The 16,217-nt window shown below is 73.6% G+C and carries 12 protein-coding genes; 4 read left to right on the forward strand and 8 right to left on the reverse strand.

The genetic code is table 11. From position 1 onward, the window contains the following. Window positions 1-254 precede the first annotated feature (254 nt). Together ACFWZ5_RS19470 and ACFWZ5_RS19475 are read left to right on the forward strand one after the other, a co-directional pair. The gene (locus ACFWZ5_RS19470) at window positions 255-1,634 is read left to right on the forward strand and encodes a glycine--tRNA ligase (protein ID WP_384798203.1); all 1,380 of its coding nucleotides are present in this window, start codon (window positions 255-257) and stop codon (window positions 1,632-1,634) included. Between the two features lie 71 nt (window positions 1,635-1,705). After that, a complete protein-coding gene (locus ACFWZ5_RS19475) occupies window positions 1,706-1,918 on the forward strand; it encodes a hypothetical protein (RefSeq protein WP_384798200.1) in 213 nt (70 codons plus the stop codon). A 29-nt stretch (window positions 1,919-1,947) separates the two neighbouring features. Here ACFWZ5_RS19475 and ACFWZ5_RS19480 read toward each other — a convergent pair whose 3' ends face one another. The 5 genes from ACFWZ5_RS19480 to ACFWZ5_RS19500 all read right to left on the reverse strand — a co-directional run bounded on the left by ACFWZ5_RS19480 (window position 1,948) and on the right by ACFWZ5_RS19500 (window position 8,473). After that, entirely contained in the window at window positions 1,948-3,507 is a 1,560-nt protein-coding gene (locus ACFWZ5_RS19480; RefSeq protein WP_384798197.1) for a GMC family oxidoreductase, read from the reverse strand. Window positions 3,508-3,631: 124 nt separating this feature from the next. Next, on the reverse strand, window positions 3,632-4,225 hold the full coding sequence (locus tag ACFWZ5_RS19485; protein ID WP_384798195.1) for a TetR family transcriptional regulator: 594 nt from the start codon (window positions 4,223-4,225) through the stop codon (window positions 3,632-3,634). A gap of 112 nt (window positions 4,226-4,337) precedes the next feature. Then, a complete protein-coding gene (locus ACFWZ5_RS19490; RefSeq protein WP_384798192.1) occupies window positions 4,338-5,354 on the reverse strand; it encodes an aldo/keto reductase in 1,017 nt (338 codons plus the stop codon). A 125-nt stretch (window positions 5,355-5,479) separates the two neighbouring features. Further along, window positions 5,480-6,925 carry an MFS transporter gene (locus ACFWZ5_RS19495; protein ID WP_384798189.1) on the reverse strand — a complete coding sequence of 482 codons (1,446 nt, stop codon included), beginning with the start codon at window positions 6,923-6,925 and terminating at the stop codon, window positions 5,480-5,482. Between the two features lie 51 nt (window positions 6,926-6,976). Continuing rightward, a complete protein-coding gene (locus ACFWZ5_RS19500) occupies window positions 6,977-8,473 on the reverse strand; it encodes an MFS transporter (protein WP_384798186.1) in 1,497 nt (498 codons plus the stop codon). Window positions 8,474-8,574: 101 nt separating this feature from the next. Here ACFWZ5_RS19500 and ACFWZ5_RS19505 point away from each other — a divergent pair, with 101 nt between their 5' ends. Both ACFWZ5_RS19505 and dusB read left to right on the forward strand, forming a co-directional pair. Continuing rightward, window positions 8,575-9,690: a helix-turn-helix transcriptional regulator gene (locus tag ACFWZ5_RS19505; RefSeq protein ID WP_384798183.1), complete on the forward strand. Its 1,116-nt coding sequence runs from the start codon at window positions 8,575-8,577 to the stop codon at window positions 9,688-9,690. A 50-nt stretch (window positions 9,691-9,740) separates the two neighbouring features. Then, window positions 9,741-10,895 (forward strand): tRNA dihydrouridine synthase DusB, encoded by a 1,155-nt coding sequence (gene dusB, locus ACFWZ5_RS19510; RefSeq protein ID WP_384798180.1) that lies wholly within the window; start codon window positions 9,741-9,743, stop codon window positions 10,893-10,895. Window positions 10,896-10,918: 23 nt separating this feature from the next. Here dusB and ACFWZ5_RS19515 read toward each other — a convergent pair whose 3' ends face one another. The 3 genes from ACFWZ5_RS19515 to ACFWZ5_RS19525 all read right to left on the reverse strand — a co-directional run bounded on the left by ACFWZ5_RS19515 (window position 10,919) and on the right by ACFWZ5_RS19525 (window position 16,195). Beyond that, window positions 10,919-12,589, reverse strand: coding sequence for a serine/threonine-protein kinase (locus ACFWZ5_RS19515; RefSeq protein WP_384798177.1), 1,671 nt, complete (start codon window positions 12,587-12,589; stop codon window positions 10,919-10,921). 131 nt (window positions 12,590-12,720) lie between these two features. Next, window positions 12,721-14,685, reverse strand: coding sequence for a glycogen debranching N-terminal domain-containing protein (locus tag ACFWZ5_RS19520; protein WP_384798174.1), 1,965 nt, complete (start codon window positions 14,683-14,685; stop codon window positions 12,721-12,723). Beyond that, the gene (locus tag ACFWZ5_RS19525; protein ID WP_384798171.1) at window positions 14,678-16,195 is read right to left on the reverse strand and encodes a hypothetical protein; all 1,518 of its coding nucleotides are present in this window, start codon (window positions 16,193-16,195) and stop codon (window positions 14,678-14,680) included. The genes ACFWZ5_RS19520 and ACFWZ5_RS19525 overlap by 8 nt, the downstream gene beginning before the upstream one ends. Between the last annotated feature and the right edge of the window lie 22 nt (window positions 16,196-16,217).

Raw genomic sequence — 16,217 nt, forward strand, 5'->3', positions numbered from 1 at the left:
GCGTTTGAGGAGCGGGGTCTGGGGCGGAGCCCCAGGAAGGGCGGGTGGGTGGGGATAAATCAGCCCGCCCGGCGCTTGAGGGCGAGGCGCGCAGCGCCGATGGTGGGGCCGGGCGCCCACGCCAGGGAAGGGCGGGTGGGTGGGGAGATCGGGGACCGGAACCGGACGGTGGGGGAACCGATTTGATCCGGGGGGTACGGCCGCCGGTAACCTGAAGCATTCGCTTCGCCCGTCGTCGTAATGAAGAGAGCACCGTGGCCGCCGACAAGATCGACACCATCGTCAGCCTGAGCAAGCGCCGAGGCTTCGTCTTCCCGTGCAGTGAGATCTACGGCGGCCAGCGCGCCGCCTGGGACTACGGACCCCTGGGCGTGGAGCTGAAGGAGAACCTCAAGCGCCAGTGGTGGCGCTACATGGTCACCTCGCGCGAAGACGTCGTCGGTATCGACTCGTCCGTGATCCTGGCCACCGAGGTCTGGCAGGCATCCGGCCATGTCGCCACCTTCACGGACCCGCTGACCGAGTGCACCTCCTGCCACAAGCGCTACCGCGCCGACCACCTGGAAGAGGCGTACGAGGAGAAGAAGGGCCGCGCGCCCGAGAGCCTCGCGGACATCAACTGCCCCAACTGCGGCACCAAGGGTCAGTTCACCGAGCCCAAGCAGTTCTCGGGGCTCCTCTCCACGCACCTCGGCCCGACCCAGGACTCCGGCTCCGTCGCCTACCTGCGGCCCGAGACCGCCCAGGGCATCTTCACCAACTTCGCCCAGGTGCAGACCACTTCGCGCCGCAAGCCCCCGTTCGGCATCGCCCAGATGGGCAAGTCCTTCCGCAACGAGATCACGCCCGGCAACTTCATCTTCCGCACCCGCGAGTTCGAGCAGATGGAGATGGAGTTCTTCGTCAAGCCGGGCGAGGACGAGAAGTGGCAGGAGTACTGGATGGAGCAGCGCTGGAACTGGTACACCGGCCTGGGCCTGCGCGAGGAGAACATGCGGTGGTACGAGCACCCGAAGGAGAAGCTCTCCCACTACTCCAAGCGCACCGCCGACATCGAGTACCGCTTCCAGTTCGGCGGCAGTGAGTGGGGCGAGCTCGAGGGCGTCGCCAACCGCACCGACTACGACCTCTCCGCCCACGCCAAGGCCTCCGGCCAGGACCTGTCGTACTTCGACCAGGAGGCCGGCGAGCGTTGGACGCCGTACGTCATCGAGCCCGCCGCCGGTGTCGGCCGCACGATGCTCGCCTTCCTGCTCGACTCCTACGTCGAGGACGAGGCCCCGAACGCCAAGGGCAAGCTGGAGAAGCGTACGGTCATGCGCTTCGACCACCGCATCGCCCCGGTGAAGGTCGCCGTCCTGCCGCTGTCCCGCAACCCGGAGCTCTCCCCGAAGGCCAAGGGCCTCGCGGCGGCGCTCCGGCAGAACTGGAACATCGAGTTCGACGACGCGGGCGCCATCGGCCGCCGCTACCGCCGCCAGGACGAGATCGGCACGCCGTACTGCGTCACCGTCGACTTCGACACCCTCGACGACAACGCGGTCACCGTGCGTGAGCGCGACACCATGAAGCAGGAGCGCGTCTCCCTCGACCAGATCGAGGCCTACCTGGCCGCGCGTCTCGTCGGCTGCTGACGCCCTTCCGTTCGCATACAAGCCCCCGGTTCCAGGAACGGAACCGGGGGCTTCGGTGCACACTGAGGCCCATGCTTCCGATGGCCACGAGCAAGGTCAGCAGATGGGACGGACACGGGCGCGAGCACGTCGTCCACGTCCACCGGGCGGGCGTACAGCGGCAGTTGAGGTGCGCCACCTGCGGCTGGCGCCGCCGGGCGCAGTTCCTGCCGTGGCTGAAGGCGGCGGAACACCTGGCGCAGGCGCACCAGGCGACGATCGACCCGTCGGCCCCGAAGGGCTGAGTCGTCGGCCCCGAAGGGCTGAGCGGAGATCACATGGCCTCGCGGACCAGGTCCGCCGCCCGCTCCCCGATCACCAGCGCCGCCGCGTTCGTGTTCACCGACACGATCGTCGGCATCACCGACGCGTCGGCGACCCGCAGGCCCGCCACGCCCCGCACCCGCAGATCCGGGCCCACCACCGCCTCCGCCCCCGTCCCCATCGCGCAACTCCCCGCCATGTGGAAGTACGGACCCGCCGCCGCCCCGAGGAACGCCCGCAGCTCCGCCTCGTCCGTCACCCCGGCGCCGGGCAGCACCTCCCGCGCCCCCCACTTCGCGAACGGGCCCGCCGCCACCACGTCCCGCACCACCTCCATCCCGTGCAGCATCCGCCGCACGTCGTCCTCGTCGCCCAGATAGCCCGGGTCGATCAGCGGCGCCGACTCCGGGTCCGCGTCGGCGATCCGCACCGCGCCGCGACTGCGCGGGACCGTGGCCACGCCCACCGTGAAGGAGTTCGCGGGCACCGGTATCGTCGGCGGGTGGTACGGGACGTGGATGAACATCAACTGCATGTCGGGGCCCGGGAGCGACGGGTCGCTGCGCCAGTGGAGCGACGCCTCCGACAGGTTGGCGCGGCCCGCCGGAACGGGCTGCTCCACCTCGAAGACGAGGCCGCACAGGGGGTGGTCGTGCAGATTCCGGCCCACGCCCGGCAGGTCGACGCGTACGTCCACTCCGGCCGCGCGCAGCTCGTCCGCCGGGCCGATGCCGGAGAGCAGCAGGAGCCGGGGCGAGTCGATCGCGCCCGCGCTGACGATCACTTCGGCGCGGGCGTACGCCGTGACCGGGGTGCCCCGGTGCACGTACTCCACGCCCGTGCACCGGCCGCTGCTGCCGCTTCCGTCGCTGTCGAAGAGCAGCCGGTGCGCGCGGGACTCCGTCGCCACCGTCAGGTTCGGCCGTCCGGCGAGGACGGGGCGCAGATAGGCGTCGGCGGCGCTCTGCCGCGTACCGCCGGTGATCGTCAAGTCGGGCCAGCCCGCGCCCTCTTGGCGGGCGCCGTTGAAGTCGTCGGTCAGCGGGTGGCCGGCGGCGACGGCTGACTCCACGAAGGCGTGGGAGAGGGGGTTGGCGTCCTCGGGCGCGACCGGGGCGGGGCGCAACGGGCCCGCGTCACCCCGGAAGGCCGGGTCCTTGCCGGGCACCGACTCCATCCGGCGGAAGCGCGGCAGGAGGTCGTCGTACGCCCAGCCCGCGCACCCCGACTCCGCCCAGCCGTCGTAGTCCGCGCGGTGCCCGCGCAGGAACACCATCGCGTTGATCGCGCTCGACCCGCCGAGCGTCCGCCCGCGCGGACATGGCAGCGCGAGCCCGCCGACGCCGGCCTGCGGCACCGTCGTATAGCCGTGGTCGACCTCCGTGCCCCACAGCGTCGGCCACACGGACGGCGTCGCGAGATCCGCGTCCGTCTCCCGCGGCCCCGCTTCGAGCAGCAGCACGGTGCGGTCCGGGTCCTCGCTGAGCCGCGCCGCGATCACGCACCCGGCCGAACCGGCCCCCACGACCACATAGTCGAATTCCGCCAACTCCCGTACCGCAGCCGCCACTTGACGCCTCCCCAGCGTGTTCCTGCCCTGCCGGGATCAGGCAACCAGGTGGCGCGGGCGTTGCTCAGGGGAACGGAGATATGCGGGAAAAGTCAGGGCGCGCGGCCGGGGGCGCAAACCGCGGTCAGGGGCGCAAACCGCGCACGACCAGGTCGACCGCCGCCGTGAACGCCGTCTCGATGCCCGGGGCGGTCCACTCGCGGGCGTACGCCGGGTCGTGGAAGCGGTTCGTCGCGTCGAAGACGGCGCGGGCCGTCAGGGCGGGGTCCGGGTGCAGCGCCTGCAACTCGCCCGCCGCGACCCCCTCCTCGACCACGGTCCGCAGCTGGGCCACCAGATCGCCGATGTGCCCCTCCACCACCTCGCTGTTCTCCTCGAGGAGCACGCCGTAGGTCGCGAACAGCTCCGGGTCGTCCCCCGCCTTGCGGCGCTTGGCCGCGAAGAGGGCCGAGAGCCAGCGGACCAGGCGCTGGTCGGCCGGGGCCGACCGGTCCTCGACGATCCGGGCGAGCTCGGCGGTCGTGCGGTCCAGCCACCGCTTGGTGACTGCCTCCCGCAGCGCGGCCTTCGTGCGGAAGTGCCGGTACACGCTGGCGTGGCTGACGCCGAGCACGCGGGCCACGTCCACCACGGTGGCCTTTGCGGCACCGTGGCGGCGCAGCACGTCCTCGGTCGCGGCGAGGATGCGCTCGGCGGTGAGGGTCTCGGTCGTAGCCATGGTCAAGACCGTACCCGTCGCCGCTGACAGGGCCCCCACTGGCGGGCTCGCTGGCGGTCCGGCGCGGCCGCCCGGCGGGAGGTGCCCGCCGGGCAGTCGTACGCGGTCATGGTCAGCGCTCGCTGTCGAGGTGCGCCATCTGCGCGTCGGGGTAGCGGGCGCCCGCCGCCGCGCCCGCGGGCACGGCCTGCTCGATGGCGGCGAGGTCGGCGGCGTCGAGGGTGACGTCCAGGGCGCCGAGGGCCTCGGCGAGGCGGTCCCGGCGGCGGGCGCCGACCAGCGGCACGATGTCCGCGCCGAACTTCGGGCCCTGGGCGAGCACCCAGGCGATGGCGGTCTGCGCGACGCTCACGCCCTTCGCCTCGGCGATGGTGCGCAGGGCGTCGACGAGGTCGAGGTTGCGCTGCAGGTTGTCGCCCTGGAAGCGGGGGCTGATGCCGCGGAAGTCGTTCGCGGCGAGCTGCCGGTCGCGTGTGAAGTGCCCGGAGATCAGACCGCGCGACAGCACGCCGTACGCGGTGACGCCGATCCCCAGCTCCGCCGCGGTCGGCAGGATCTCCTCCTCGATGCCGCGGGAGATCAGCGAGTACTCGATCTGCAGGTCGGAGATCGGGGCGACGGCGGCAGCCCGCCGCAACGAATCCGCACCGACCTCCGAGAGGCCGATATGACGCACATGCCCCTTCTCGACGAGCTCGGCGATCGCACCGACGGTCTCCTCGATCGGCACGTTCTCGTCGACGCGGGCGATCCGGTAGACGTCGATGTGGTCGACGCCGAGGCGCTGCAGCGAGTACGCGGCGAAGTTCTTGACCGCGGCGGGCCGGCCGTCGTACCCGGCCCAGCCGCCGTCCGGGTCGCGCAGGGCGCCGAACTTCACGCTGGTGAGCGCCTGCTCGCGCTGCGCGGCGGGCGCGGTGCGCAGGGCTTCGCCGATGAGCAGCTCGTTGTGGCCCATCGCGTAGAAGTCACCGGTGTCGAGCAGGGTGACGCCCGCGTCGAGCGCGGCGTGGATGGTGGCGATCGACTCGCCCCGGTCGGCCTCCCCGTACAGCGCGGACATACCCATGCAGCCGAGGCCGAGGGCAGAGGAGACGGGACCGGTCTTACCGAGGTTCAGGGTGCGCATGGGGGCTCCTGGGGGTGTGCTGGGAAGGGGGCACCGCCACGAGGCTGCGACGACGCCGTGCATCCACCATGCACCCCGCGCTGACAGATTTCAAGTTTTGTTATCTGTAACTTGTAACCCGTGCGTCATCCAGCTTTGGTCACCTGCGGTTCGTCCCCCTGCGGCAGCCGTTCCGCCGTCCGCCGCGCCGTCTCCCGCGCCCACCGTCCGCTCGTCAGCACCCCCACCCCCAGCACCGCCGCCCCGCAGCCCGTGATGATCCACCAGGTCGGGCGGCTCGCGGTGGTGAAGTCGGCGGCGTAGGTCGTCGTGACGCCGGAGGACAGGACCGCGCCGATGACCGCTACGCCCAGGGTCTGGCCGATCTGGCGGCTGGTGGAGGCTACGGCTGCGGCTACGCCCGCCTGGGTGCGGGGCATGCCGGCGACGGCGGTGTTGGTGATGGGGGCGTTCACGAAGCCGAAGCCGAGGCCGAAGAGGACGTAGGCGAGGAGGCGGGTGGTGTTGGAGTTCTCCGCTTCGACGGTGGTGAAGAGGGCGCCGGATGTTGTCATCGCGACGCCTGCGATCAGGAGGGGGACGCGGGGGCCGCGGCTGCCCACCAGGCGGCCCGACAACGGAGCGCACACCAGCGTCATCGCCGCCATGGGCAGCATCCACAGGCCCGCGTGCAGCGCGTCCAGGCCGCGTACGTCCTGGAGGTACAGCGTGGACAGGAAGAGGAAGCCGCCGAGCGCCGCGAACGCGCTGATCGCGATCACCGTCGCGCCGCTGAACGGGGCCGAGGCGAAGAAGCGCAGGTCGATCAGGGGTTCGGCGCGGCGGGGCTCGTAGCGGAGGAGGGCTACGAGAGCCGTCGCCGACGCCGTCGCGAACGACACGATCAGCGGCGACGTCCAGCCCTCCTTGGGTGCCTCGATGATCGCGTACGTCAGCGCGCCGAGCGCCACGATCACCAGGAGCTGGCCGATCGGGTCGGGGCGGCGCGGCTTCGGGGCGCGCGACTCGGGGACGTAGCGGGTGGTGAGGAGGAGCGCTGCCAGGCCCACCGGCAGGTTGACCCAGAAGATCGCCCGCCAGCTGAGCGCGTCCACGAGCAGGCCGCCGACCAGCGGGCCCGCCGCCATGGAGATGCCGACGACGCCGCCCCAGACGCCGATCGCGCGGGCCCGCTCGCGAGGCTCGGTGAAGGTGTTCGTGATGATCGACATGGCGACGGGGTTGAGCATGGAGCCGCCCACCGCCTGGATCATGCGGAAGGCGACCAGGGATTCCAGGTTCGGGGCCAGGGAGCAGAGGACCGAGCCGAGCGTGAAGACGGTCAGGCCCGCCTGGAAGACCTTGCGGCGGCCCACGCGGTCCGCCGTCGAGCCCGCGAGCATCAGGAGCGACGCGAGCACGAGGGTGTACGCGTCGATCGTCCACTGCATGCCGGAGATGCTGGTGTCGAACTCCCTGGCCATGGTGGGCAGGGCCACGTTCAGGACGGTGTTGTCGAGGCTCACGATGAGCAGGCTCATGCAGCAGATCGCGAGCACCAGCAGCCGGTGGCGGTGGCTCAGTTCGGGCATACGGTCGACGGTATCCCTCGGCTCCGTACGTCGCTCACACGCTGTTCCGCGTCACAGTTCGCGCGGCAGGCGCAGGCTCAGGGCCGCGAGGCCGAGGAGGCCGGCCAACTGCACGGCGAGGACCATGGCGAACGCGTCCCGCATGGCGAACCCCGAGTCGAGCGTCAGGAACAGCGAGCCGAGCGTGGCCACGCCGACGGCGAGGGACGACTGCTGGGCGGTCTGCGCGAGCCCGCTGCCCGCCCCGGCGCGCTCGACCGGCACCGACGACAGCAGGACCCGGAAGTACAGCGGCAGCTGGATGCCCTGCCCGAAGCCGCACAGGAGCAGGCCCGGCGCGAGCGCGAGCGGCGACAGGGAGGACCACGGCACCCACAGGGCGACGGCGGCGAGCAGGACGAGGCCCGCGCCGTGCACCAGGGCGCACAGGGTCAGCGCACGGCTGCCGAGGCGGTTCGTCACGCGGGGCAGCAGCAGCGAGCCCGTGAACTGCGCGACGCCCATGGGGATCAGCGTCAGGCCCGCCTTCAGGGCGCTGTAGCCAAGCCCTTCCTGGAGCAGCACGGCGCTGACGAACATGAAGCCGCTGAAGCCGACGAAGATCGGTACGCCGATGAGCAGGCCCCTGGTGACGCCGGGCACGCGCAGCAGGGACAGCGGGAGGAGCGGGCTGCCGCCGGTCTCCTCGGCGCGGCGCTCCACCACGGCGAACGCCCACAGCAGCAGCGGCGCGGCGACCAGCGTGAGCACCGACCACAGCGGCCAGCCCGCCGCCCGGCCCTCGGTCAGCGGAAGCAGCAGCGCGATCAGGGCGGCGGCCAGCAGGACGGTGCCGAGCGGGTCACCGCGCTTGGCCTGCTCGGCACGGCTGTCCGGCACCGAGCGGACCGCGAACACCAGGGCGAGCGCGACGACCGGCACATTGATCAGGAACACCGCGCGCCACCCGGTCCCGGCCACGTCCGCCGAGACCAGGACGCCGCCGAGCACCTGCCCGAGCACCATCGCGAGCCCGCTCGCGGCGCCGTACTTCGCGATGGCCCCGGCGCGCCGCTCGCCCTCGGTCGTCGCGTGGATGGTGGCGAGCACCTGCGGCAGCATCAGCGCGGACGCGGCGCCCTGCGCGGCCCGGAAGGCCACCAGCCACCACGCGCCGGGCGCGACCCCGCAGGCCAGCGAGGTGATGCCGAACCAGGCGACGCCCCACAGGAACAGGCGCCGCCGCCCGTAGGCGTCGCCGAGCCGCCCGCCGAGGACGAGCAGCACCGCGTACGCGACCGCGTAGCCCGCGGCGACCATCTCCAGGGCGGCGGGGGAGGCGTGCAGGTCGTGGGCGATGTCGGGCAGGGCGACGTTGACGACGAAGAAGTCGGTGCTCGGCAGGGAGGTGCCGAGCAGGAGCGTGAAGAGGCCGAGGGCGGTCAGGGCGGGGGCGGTCGGGGCAGGGGTGGTCGGGACGGAGGCGGTCGGGACGGGGGCTTTCGAGGTGCCGGGCACAGGCGTGTCCGCCGCCGCGGCCTCGGTGGTGTTGTCGGTCGTGGGAGTCACGGATACGACGATGATCAGGCGCCGAGACGGGTACCAGAGTGTCTTTATCCTGGTAGTAGGCGCACCTGGCAACAGGGTGCCGGGTGCGGAAGCCTGGGAGGGTGACCATCACCGCAGAGCAGACGACGGCCGCCACGACGGCGTACGCAGCCACGGGGCCCCCAGTCACCGGGCACGCCACGGACGACGCCACCCGCAGGCGGGAGCTCGCCGCGTTCCTGCGCAGCCGCCGCGAGCGGATCACGCCCGAGCAGGCGGGCCTGCCGCGCGGCGCCCGGCGCCGCACGCCGGGGCTCAGGCGCGAGGAGGTCGCGCAGCTGTCCGCGGTGGGCGTCACCTGGTACACGTGGCTGGAGCAGGGCCGGGCCATCAGGGTCTCCGCGCAGGTCCTCGACGCCATCGCCCGCGCGCTGCTCATGGACCAGACGGAGCGCGGTCACCTCTTCACGCTCGCGGGCGTCGTCGACCCGCGCCCCGAGACCGAGTGCCCCCTCGTGTCCGGCACGGCCCTGCGCCTGATGCACCGCATCGCGCCCTACCCGGCGACCCTGCAGAACGCCCGGTACGACGTCCTCGCCCACAACCGCCCCTTCGCGCAGGTCTTCGGCGAGCTCACCGAACTGCCGCCGCGCGAACGCAACTGCCTGTGGCTGCTCACCACCAGCAGGCGCTGGCGCGAGACCTTCCTCGACCGGGACGAGATGCTGCGCGACCTGATCGCGAAGTTCCGCGCGGGGATGGCCGAGCACGTGGCGGAGCCCGCCTGGAAGGAGCGGCTCGACGGGCTGCTCCAGGAGTCGGCGGAGTTCCGCGAGCTGTGGGAGCGGCACGAGCTCGCCACGATGTCGCCCCACGTCAAGCGCTATCAGCACCCCGACGTGGGGCTGCTCAGCCTGGAGCACCGCAACATGTGGCTCGCGCCGGAGTCGCAGGCGTACCGGCTCGTCGCGTACGTGCCCGCCGACGACGCGACGGAGACCCGCCTGGAGCGGCTCGCGGAGCTGCCGGACGGTTCGGGCACGGGCCCGTACGGTTTGGGCGCGGGTCCGGAGGGTTTGGGCGTCGGCCCGGAGGGTTTGGGCGCGGGCCCGGAGGGTTTGGGCGTCGGCCCCGACAGTTTGGGCACGGGCCCAGCCGGTTTGGGCGGGGGCCCGGACAGTTTGGGCACGGGCCCATACGGTTCGGGCGCAGGCCCATACGGTTCGGGTGCGGGCTGAGGGACAATAGAGGCTTGCCCCCGTCCCGTACGTTCCCGGAGAGCCGCCCGATGTCCCAGCCGCAGGCCGCCTCGCCGTCGACGCTGTCGATCGGCCCCCACGCCGTGCAGCCGCCCGTCGTGCTCGCCCCCATGGCGGGGATCACGAACGCGCCGTTCCGCACGCTGTGCCGGGAGTTCTCCGGCGGCAAGGGGCTCTTCGTCAGCGAGATGATCACGACGCGGGCCCTGGTCGAGCGCAACGAGAAGACCATGCAGCTGATCCACTTCGACGCGAGCGAGAAGCCCCGCTCGATCCAGCTGTACGGCGTCGACCCCGCGACCGTCGGCAAGGCCGTCCGCATGATCGCGGAGGAGGACCTCGCCGACCACATCGACCTGAACTTCGGCTGCCCCGTCCCCAAGGTGACCCGCAAGGGCGGCGGCTCCGCGCTGCCGTACAAGCGGAACCTGCTGCGGGCGATCCTCCGCGAGGCCGTGAGCGGCGCCGGTGACCTGCCCGTCACGATGAAGATGCGCAAGGGCATCGACGACGACCACATCACGTACCTGGACGCGGGCCGCATCGCCGTGGAGGAGGGCGTCACCGCGATCGCCCTGCACGGGCGCACGGCCGCGCAGCACTACGGCGGCACGGCGGACTGGTCCGCCATCGCCCGCCTGAAGGAGCACGTCCCGGAGATCCCCGTCCTCGGCAACGGCGACATCTGGTCGGCGGACGACGCGCTGCGGATGATGCGTGAGACCGGCTGCGACGGCGTGGTCGTGGGGCGCGGGTGCCTCGGGCGGCCGTGGCTCTTCGGCGACCTGGTGGCCGCCTTCGAGGGGCGCCCGGACGACGTGGCGCGGCCAGCCCTGCGCGCGGTCGCGGACGTCATGATCCGCCACGCCACGCTCCTCGGCGAGTGGATCGGCGACGAGTCGCGCGGCGTCATCGACTTCCGCAAGCACGTGGCCTGGTACCTGAAGGGCTTCTCCGTCGGCTCCGAGATGCGCAAGCGGCTCGCGATCACCTCGTCGCTCGCCGAGCTCCGGGCCGGCCTCGACGAGCTGGACCTGGACCAGGGCTGGCCCGACGGGGCCGACGGCCCGCGCGGGCGCACGTCCGGCAACAACCGCGTCGTCCTGCCGGACGGCTGGCTGAAGGACCCGTACGACTGCGCGGGCGTCTCGGCCGACGCGGAGCTGGACACGTCGGGCGGCTGATCCCCAGGGAGGGCCCCGGATGGCTACGTCCGCCGGTCCTTCCGCCAGATCGTCATGTCCGCCGTCACGAAGCCGATCTCCGGCATTGCCGTCGACTTCACCTGGATCACCAGGAGCGCGATGTCCCCGGACGGGTGCTTGACGCAGATCTCGCTGCCCGCGGCCGCGGCGGCCAGGGGGAGGCGGTGGCTCTTGGCGCCGGTGAGGGCGAGGCGGCACGCGTCGAGGTCGGCCCCCGGCTTGCCGTAGAGCATGGTGATCGCGCTGGTGTCGCTCTCCAGTTCGCAGCCGGTCTGCCGGCAGCCGAAGCGGATGTCCCCCTTGCCGTTCTTGCGGGACACCGGCTCCTTGAAGCTCAGCGACTGCTTCGCGTCGATCCACTGCTGGGGGTACGGGATGCCGCGCGGCTTCTTCGGCGCGGTCTCCTCCGGTGCCCGGCCGGTCCCGTCACGGTCACCGGCCTTGGCACGGTCCCCGGTCCCCGACGCCGCTTCGGGCCCGGACGACGTGCCCCCGGAAGCCGTGGACGACCCGTTCCGGTCTCCGTCCCGACCGCCGTTCCGGTCTCCGTCCCGGCCGGACGCCGACGACGCGCTCGCGTCCCGGTCGCCGGAGTCGTCGTCCCGCGCCTGCACGACCGTCCACGCCAGGCCCGCGAGCACCAGCGCCCCCGCAGCCGCGACGGCCGCCGCGATCAGCTTCGTACGCCGTCGGCGCACCGGCGCCCCCGCGGGCACCGTCGCCCGCTGCAGGGCGACCAACGGCGTGGTGCCCAGCGGGGTGGGGTCCGGCACCGGGGCCGGGACCGCCACCTCCGGGCCGATGACGTCCCGCCAGACGGTCGGCCCCGCACCCGCGTCGGCGTCCCCGCCGAGGCGCTGCCGGCACCACGTGACGATCTCCGCCAGGGTGGCCCGGTCCTCGGGGGCCGCGGCCAGGCAGCGGGCGATCAGCGGACGGAGCTGCTCGGGCAGCTCGGACAGGTCGGGCTCCTCGTGCACGATCCGGTACAGGACGCTGACCGAAGGCCCGTCCCCGTACAGCGCCTTGCCGAGCGCCGCGAACGCCGCCGTCTGGCCGAGCGCGAAGACGTCCGTCGCCGCGGTGACCGCACCCCCGGACGCCTGCTCCGGCGCCATGAACTGGGGCGTGCCGACGGCGATGCCCGTGGCGGTGTACGAGGTGACGCCGGCGGCCAGCGAGATGCCGAAGTCGATGACGCGCGGCCCGTCGGCGGCGAGGAGCACGTTCGACGGCTTCAGGTCCCGGTGCACGATGCCCGCGCCGTGGATCGCCGCGAGGGCCTCGGCCACGCCCGCCACCAGCCACAGCACCGCGGGCACCGGCATCGGCCCGCGCCGGGCGACGGCCTCCGCCAGGGAGGGGCCCGGCACGTACAGCGTGGCGAGCCAGGGCGGTATGCCGTCCGTGTCGGCATCGACCAGCTCGGCGGTGTAGGCGCCCCGGACCCGCCGGGCCGCCTCCACCTCCCGGTGGAACCGTCGCCGGAAGGCCGGGTCGTCGGCCAGCTCGGGCCGTACCACCTTGATCGCCACCGGCCGGCCGCCCTGTGTGTGCGACAGGTAGACCCGGCCCATGCCCCCCGCGCCGAGCCGGGCGGCGAGACGGTACCCGGCCACCACGGGCGGGTCGTCCGCCTGGAGCGGCTGGAACACCCCAGTCGCGTGGTTCATCGTCCCGCCCCCCTGATCAGCTGCTCCCTTGGTCAACCGAGAGTTGACCAACGGCACAGCAGCCTAAGCGGGCCTCCGCCGGTGCGGTCCGGCGGGGGACATATCGCGCACCTGACAGACCAAGGGAGTGCTCAGCCCCCGCCCACCGCCGTGAGCAGCGCGAGCGGCGCCGCCGCCGAGCGGGACTCGCGCACGCACGCGTGCGGGTAGGGGACCGGGGCCGGATAGGCCTCCCGCTCGTACCCGGCCAGGACCTCCGGCAGGCGGCCGCCCCCGGTGGCCGCCGCGGCGATGAGCCCGTGGGCGACCGCGCGGGCCTCGTCGTGGAGGCCGTAGCGGGCGAGGCCGAGCGCGATGAGGGCGTTGTCGTGCGGCCACACCGAGCCGCGGTGGTACGACAGCGGGTGGTACGCGCCCTGGCCCGCGGCGAGCGTCCGCACGCCCCAGCCGGAGAAGAAGTCGGGTTCGAGGAGCCGACGGCCCACCGCCTCCCCGTACTCCTTGTCGAGCAGCCCCGACCACAGCAGGTGCCCGGCGTCCGACGCGAGCGCGTCGACCTGGTGGCCCTCGCCGTCGAGGGCGAGCGCGGGGAAGCCGCGCCCGGCCATCCAGAAGTCCCGCTGGAAGCGGTCGCGCAGATCGGCGGCGGCCTGCGTGAGCAGGTCGGCGTACACGGCGTCGTCCCACACCGCGCGGGCCAGCCACGCGGTGCGCCGCAGCGCGTCGTACGCGTACCCCTGGGCGCCCGCCGCCATCACCGGGCCCGTGGCGCGGCTGCCGTCGGCGCCGCAGATCGCGCCGGGGGAGTCCTTCCAGTTCTGGTTGGCGAGGCCGCCCTCGTCGGCGCGGTAGACGAGATAGCCGCGCGAGGTGAGGCCGCCGTGGTCGAGCATCCAGCCGACGGCGGCGCGCGCGTGCGCCTGGAGGCGGCGGGCGAGCGCGGTGTCGCCGGTCTGTTCGGTGTACGCGCCGAGCAGGACGAGGAACAGCGGGGTGGCGTCGACGGAGCCGTAGTAGCGGCCGAACGGCACCTGGTCGAAGTGGGCGAGCTCGCCGTGCCGCACCTCGTGGACGATCTTGCCGGGCTGGGCGACGCGGCCCTCGGTGGTCTCGGTGGCCTGGGTCGCGGCGAGGGCGGGCAGCGTCGCGGCGGCCAGGCGCGGCAGATAGGGCAGGGCGAACAGGGACGTCAGGAGCGCGTCGCGGCCGAGCAGCGTGAGGAACCACGGCACGCCCGCGCCGGGCACGCTCAGCTCCTCGCCGTCGGGGCCGTGCGCGGGCACCTGGAGCGCGGCGAGGTCGGCGAGGCCGCGCGTACACGCGGCGGCGAGTCCCGGCCAGGCGGCGGGCAGCGGCACGGCGTCCATGAACTCCCGCTGGGCGGCGGTGAGTTGGGTTAACGCCGCTCCGGGCGACGGCGGTGGCGCGGGCGGCGGTGGCGCGCCGTGCGGGGCCGCCGCGACGGTCAGGGCGAGCTCCGCGGAGCCGTGCGCGTCCAGGTCGAGGGCCCAGACCAGGCGTCGCGCGCCGGTTCCGGTCTCCTCGACGGCGTCCGGCGCGGGCGCGGACGTCACGGTGGTGCGGGCCAGCCAGTCGCCGCGGCGGTAGGCGAACTCGACGCCGCCGCCCTCCCCTTCGGGGTCCAGGGCGCGGCGGGACCTGACGGCACCCGGCTTCGCGTACGTACGGTGGTCCGCGCGCAGCTCGAACTGGTCGGTGAAGTCGGCGTCCGCGGTCAGCGCGAGCCGCAGCGTCGTGGGCACCGGGCGGTTGCTGGTGATGCGCAGCGCCTCCACCAACGTGCCGTCGGTGACGGCCTGTTCGCGGAAGAGCGTGTACGCGGGCGGCTCCTGCCGGCCGCCCCGCGGCACGAGGACGCAGCGCGCCACGTCGGCGTCGGCGCCGTCGGAGGGCGTGAGGACCTCGGGCACGGCGCCGTCCACCGTCAGCTGCCAGCGGCTCAGGTGCCGTGCGTCGCGCACGAAGAGCCCGTCCGGCGCGGTGCCGCCGGGCACGCCACGGATGTCGCCGCCCGCGCCGACGGCCGCGAAGGTCGTGCCGCGCACGAGCAGGTGGTGCTGCTGCCGATCAGTCATTCCGAGCCCCTTCGTCCTTGCCAGGCCCCGCTGGTGTCGCCGTTGTGTGCGTCGAGTGCGTGGAGTGCGTGGTGTTCGTCGTGTGCGTCGTGTCTGCCGTGTGCGCTGTCCCTGCCGCGCCCGCCGCGTCTGCCGGGCCCGTCGCGTCCACCGCGTCCACCGGGTCCGCCGCGTCCACCGCGTCCACCGCGTCCACGTACAGATCCAGGGCCAGCGCCGCGCTCCAGCTGAAGCCGCGCGCCCCGCGGCCCTCGCCCGTGTACGGGTCCACGTACTCGGCGAAGCCGGAGGAGCCGGCCACGTCGAGCAGCTCCCCGCGCAGCGCGTCCGCGCCCGCCCGCTCCCCGTGCAGCCTGAGACCGCGCTCCAGCAGCCAGTTGACGTTGAACCAGGCAGGGCCGCGCCAGTAGCGCTGCGCGTCGAAGGCGGGGCTGAGCAGGTCGTGGCTCGGTACGAGGCGGGCGGCGCCGCCGAGTTCGAAGTGCGGCCCGCGCAGGGTGCGCACCAGGGCGGCGGCGATCTCCCGCGGCAGCCCCGGCAGGATCAGCGGGATCAGGCCGGTGGCCCCGCGCTCGGCCACCGGCGCGCCGCCGGCCGGGCCCGCCCTCAGGTCCCGGCACCGGAAGAGGCCCGCGTCCGCGTCCCACAGCCGCTCGACGAGGGTCCGCGTGAGCCGCTCGGCGCGCTCGTGCCGGGCCGTCGCGGGCACGCCGAGCTCGCCGGTGATCCGGGCGAGGGCGTGCTCGGACGCGATCAGGAGGGCGTTGAAGGACGGGTCCTCGACGGCGAAGTCGGCGCGGCCCGCGCGGAGGCCGTCGAGCCCGCCGTACCCCCGATCGCGGTAGTCCGCGGCGAGGCGTACGTACCGCCCGTAGTCCAGATCCGTCGGCCGGTCGCTCGGGGAGCCGTGGTCGAGGTCGGCGCGGCGGAACGTCCGCGCCTGGGCGGGCGGGATTCGGCTCAACGGGCCGTCCCAGCAAGGGCTGTTGTCCATGCCCTGCTCCCACGGGTGGACGACGGCGGCGAGGCCCGCGCCGCCCAGGTCGCGGCGGTGCAGGAGGAAGCGGTGCCAGGCGGCGAGGCGCGGGTGGACGCGCGCGAGGAACGCGCGGGACCGGGACAGGCCGGGGTCGGCGAGGTGCACAAGCCAGGCGGCGAGCGCGTGCACCGGCGGCTGCACGATGCCGGAGGTCTCGGCCCCGGCGGGCGCGCCCGCCCGGCGGCCCGCGGTGGTGGAGCGCCAGAAGTCGGGGCTGGGGAAGTAGGCGTCGAGCGGCACGGAGGGGTTGAAGACGATGTGCGGGACGCGCCCGTCGGCCCACTGGGCCGAGAGCAGCGTCTCCAGCTCCAGCTGCGCGCGCAGCGGCGAGAGATGGCGCAGCCCGATCGCGATGAACGCGGAGTCCCACGACCACTGGTGGGGGTACAGGCCCCGCGACGGGACGGTGGAGGAGCCGGTCCAGTTGGCGTCGAGGACCCGGGCGGCGCGCTCGCGCAGCACGGTGTGCACGCGGCACGGGGTGCCACGTCGG

The organism is Streptomyces sp. NPDC059003, assembly GCF_042740445.1.
Classification (GTDB): Bacteria; Actinomycetota; Actinomycetes; order Streptomycetales; family Streptomycetaceae; genus Streptomyces.

Bases quoted from the DNA above. Each gene is read 5' to 3' on its own strand.
- ACFWZ5_RS19515 (WP_384798177.1), bottom strand. From the start codon at position 12,589: ATGAACCACGCGACTGGGGTGTTCCAGCCGCTCCAGGCGGACGACCCG.
- ACFWZ5_RS19520 (WP_384798174.1), bottom strand. From the start codon at position 14,685: ATGACTGATCGGCAGCAGCACCACCTGCTCGTGCGCGGCACGACCTTC.
- ACFWZ5_RS19490 (WP_384798192.1), bottom strand. From the start codon at position 5,354: ATGCGCACCCTGAACCTCGGTAAGACCGGTCCCGTCTCCTCTGCCCTC.
- ACFWZ5_RS19485 (WP_384798195.1), bottom strand. From the start codon at position 4,225: ATGGCTACGACCGAGACCCTCACCGCCGAGCGCATCCTCGCCGCGACC.
- ACFWZ5_RS19475 (WP_384798200.1), top strand. From the start codon at position 1,706: ATGCTTCCGATGGCCACGAGCAAGGTCAGCAGATGGGACGGACACGGG.
- ACFWZ5_RS19495 (WP_384798189.1), bottom strand. From the start codon at position 6,925: ATGCCCGAACTGAGCCACCGCCACCGGCTGCTGGTGCTCGCGATCTGC.
- dusB (WP_384798180.1), top strand. From the start codon at position 9,741: ATGTCCCAGCCGCAGGCCGCCTCGCCGTCGACGCTGTCGATCGGCCCC.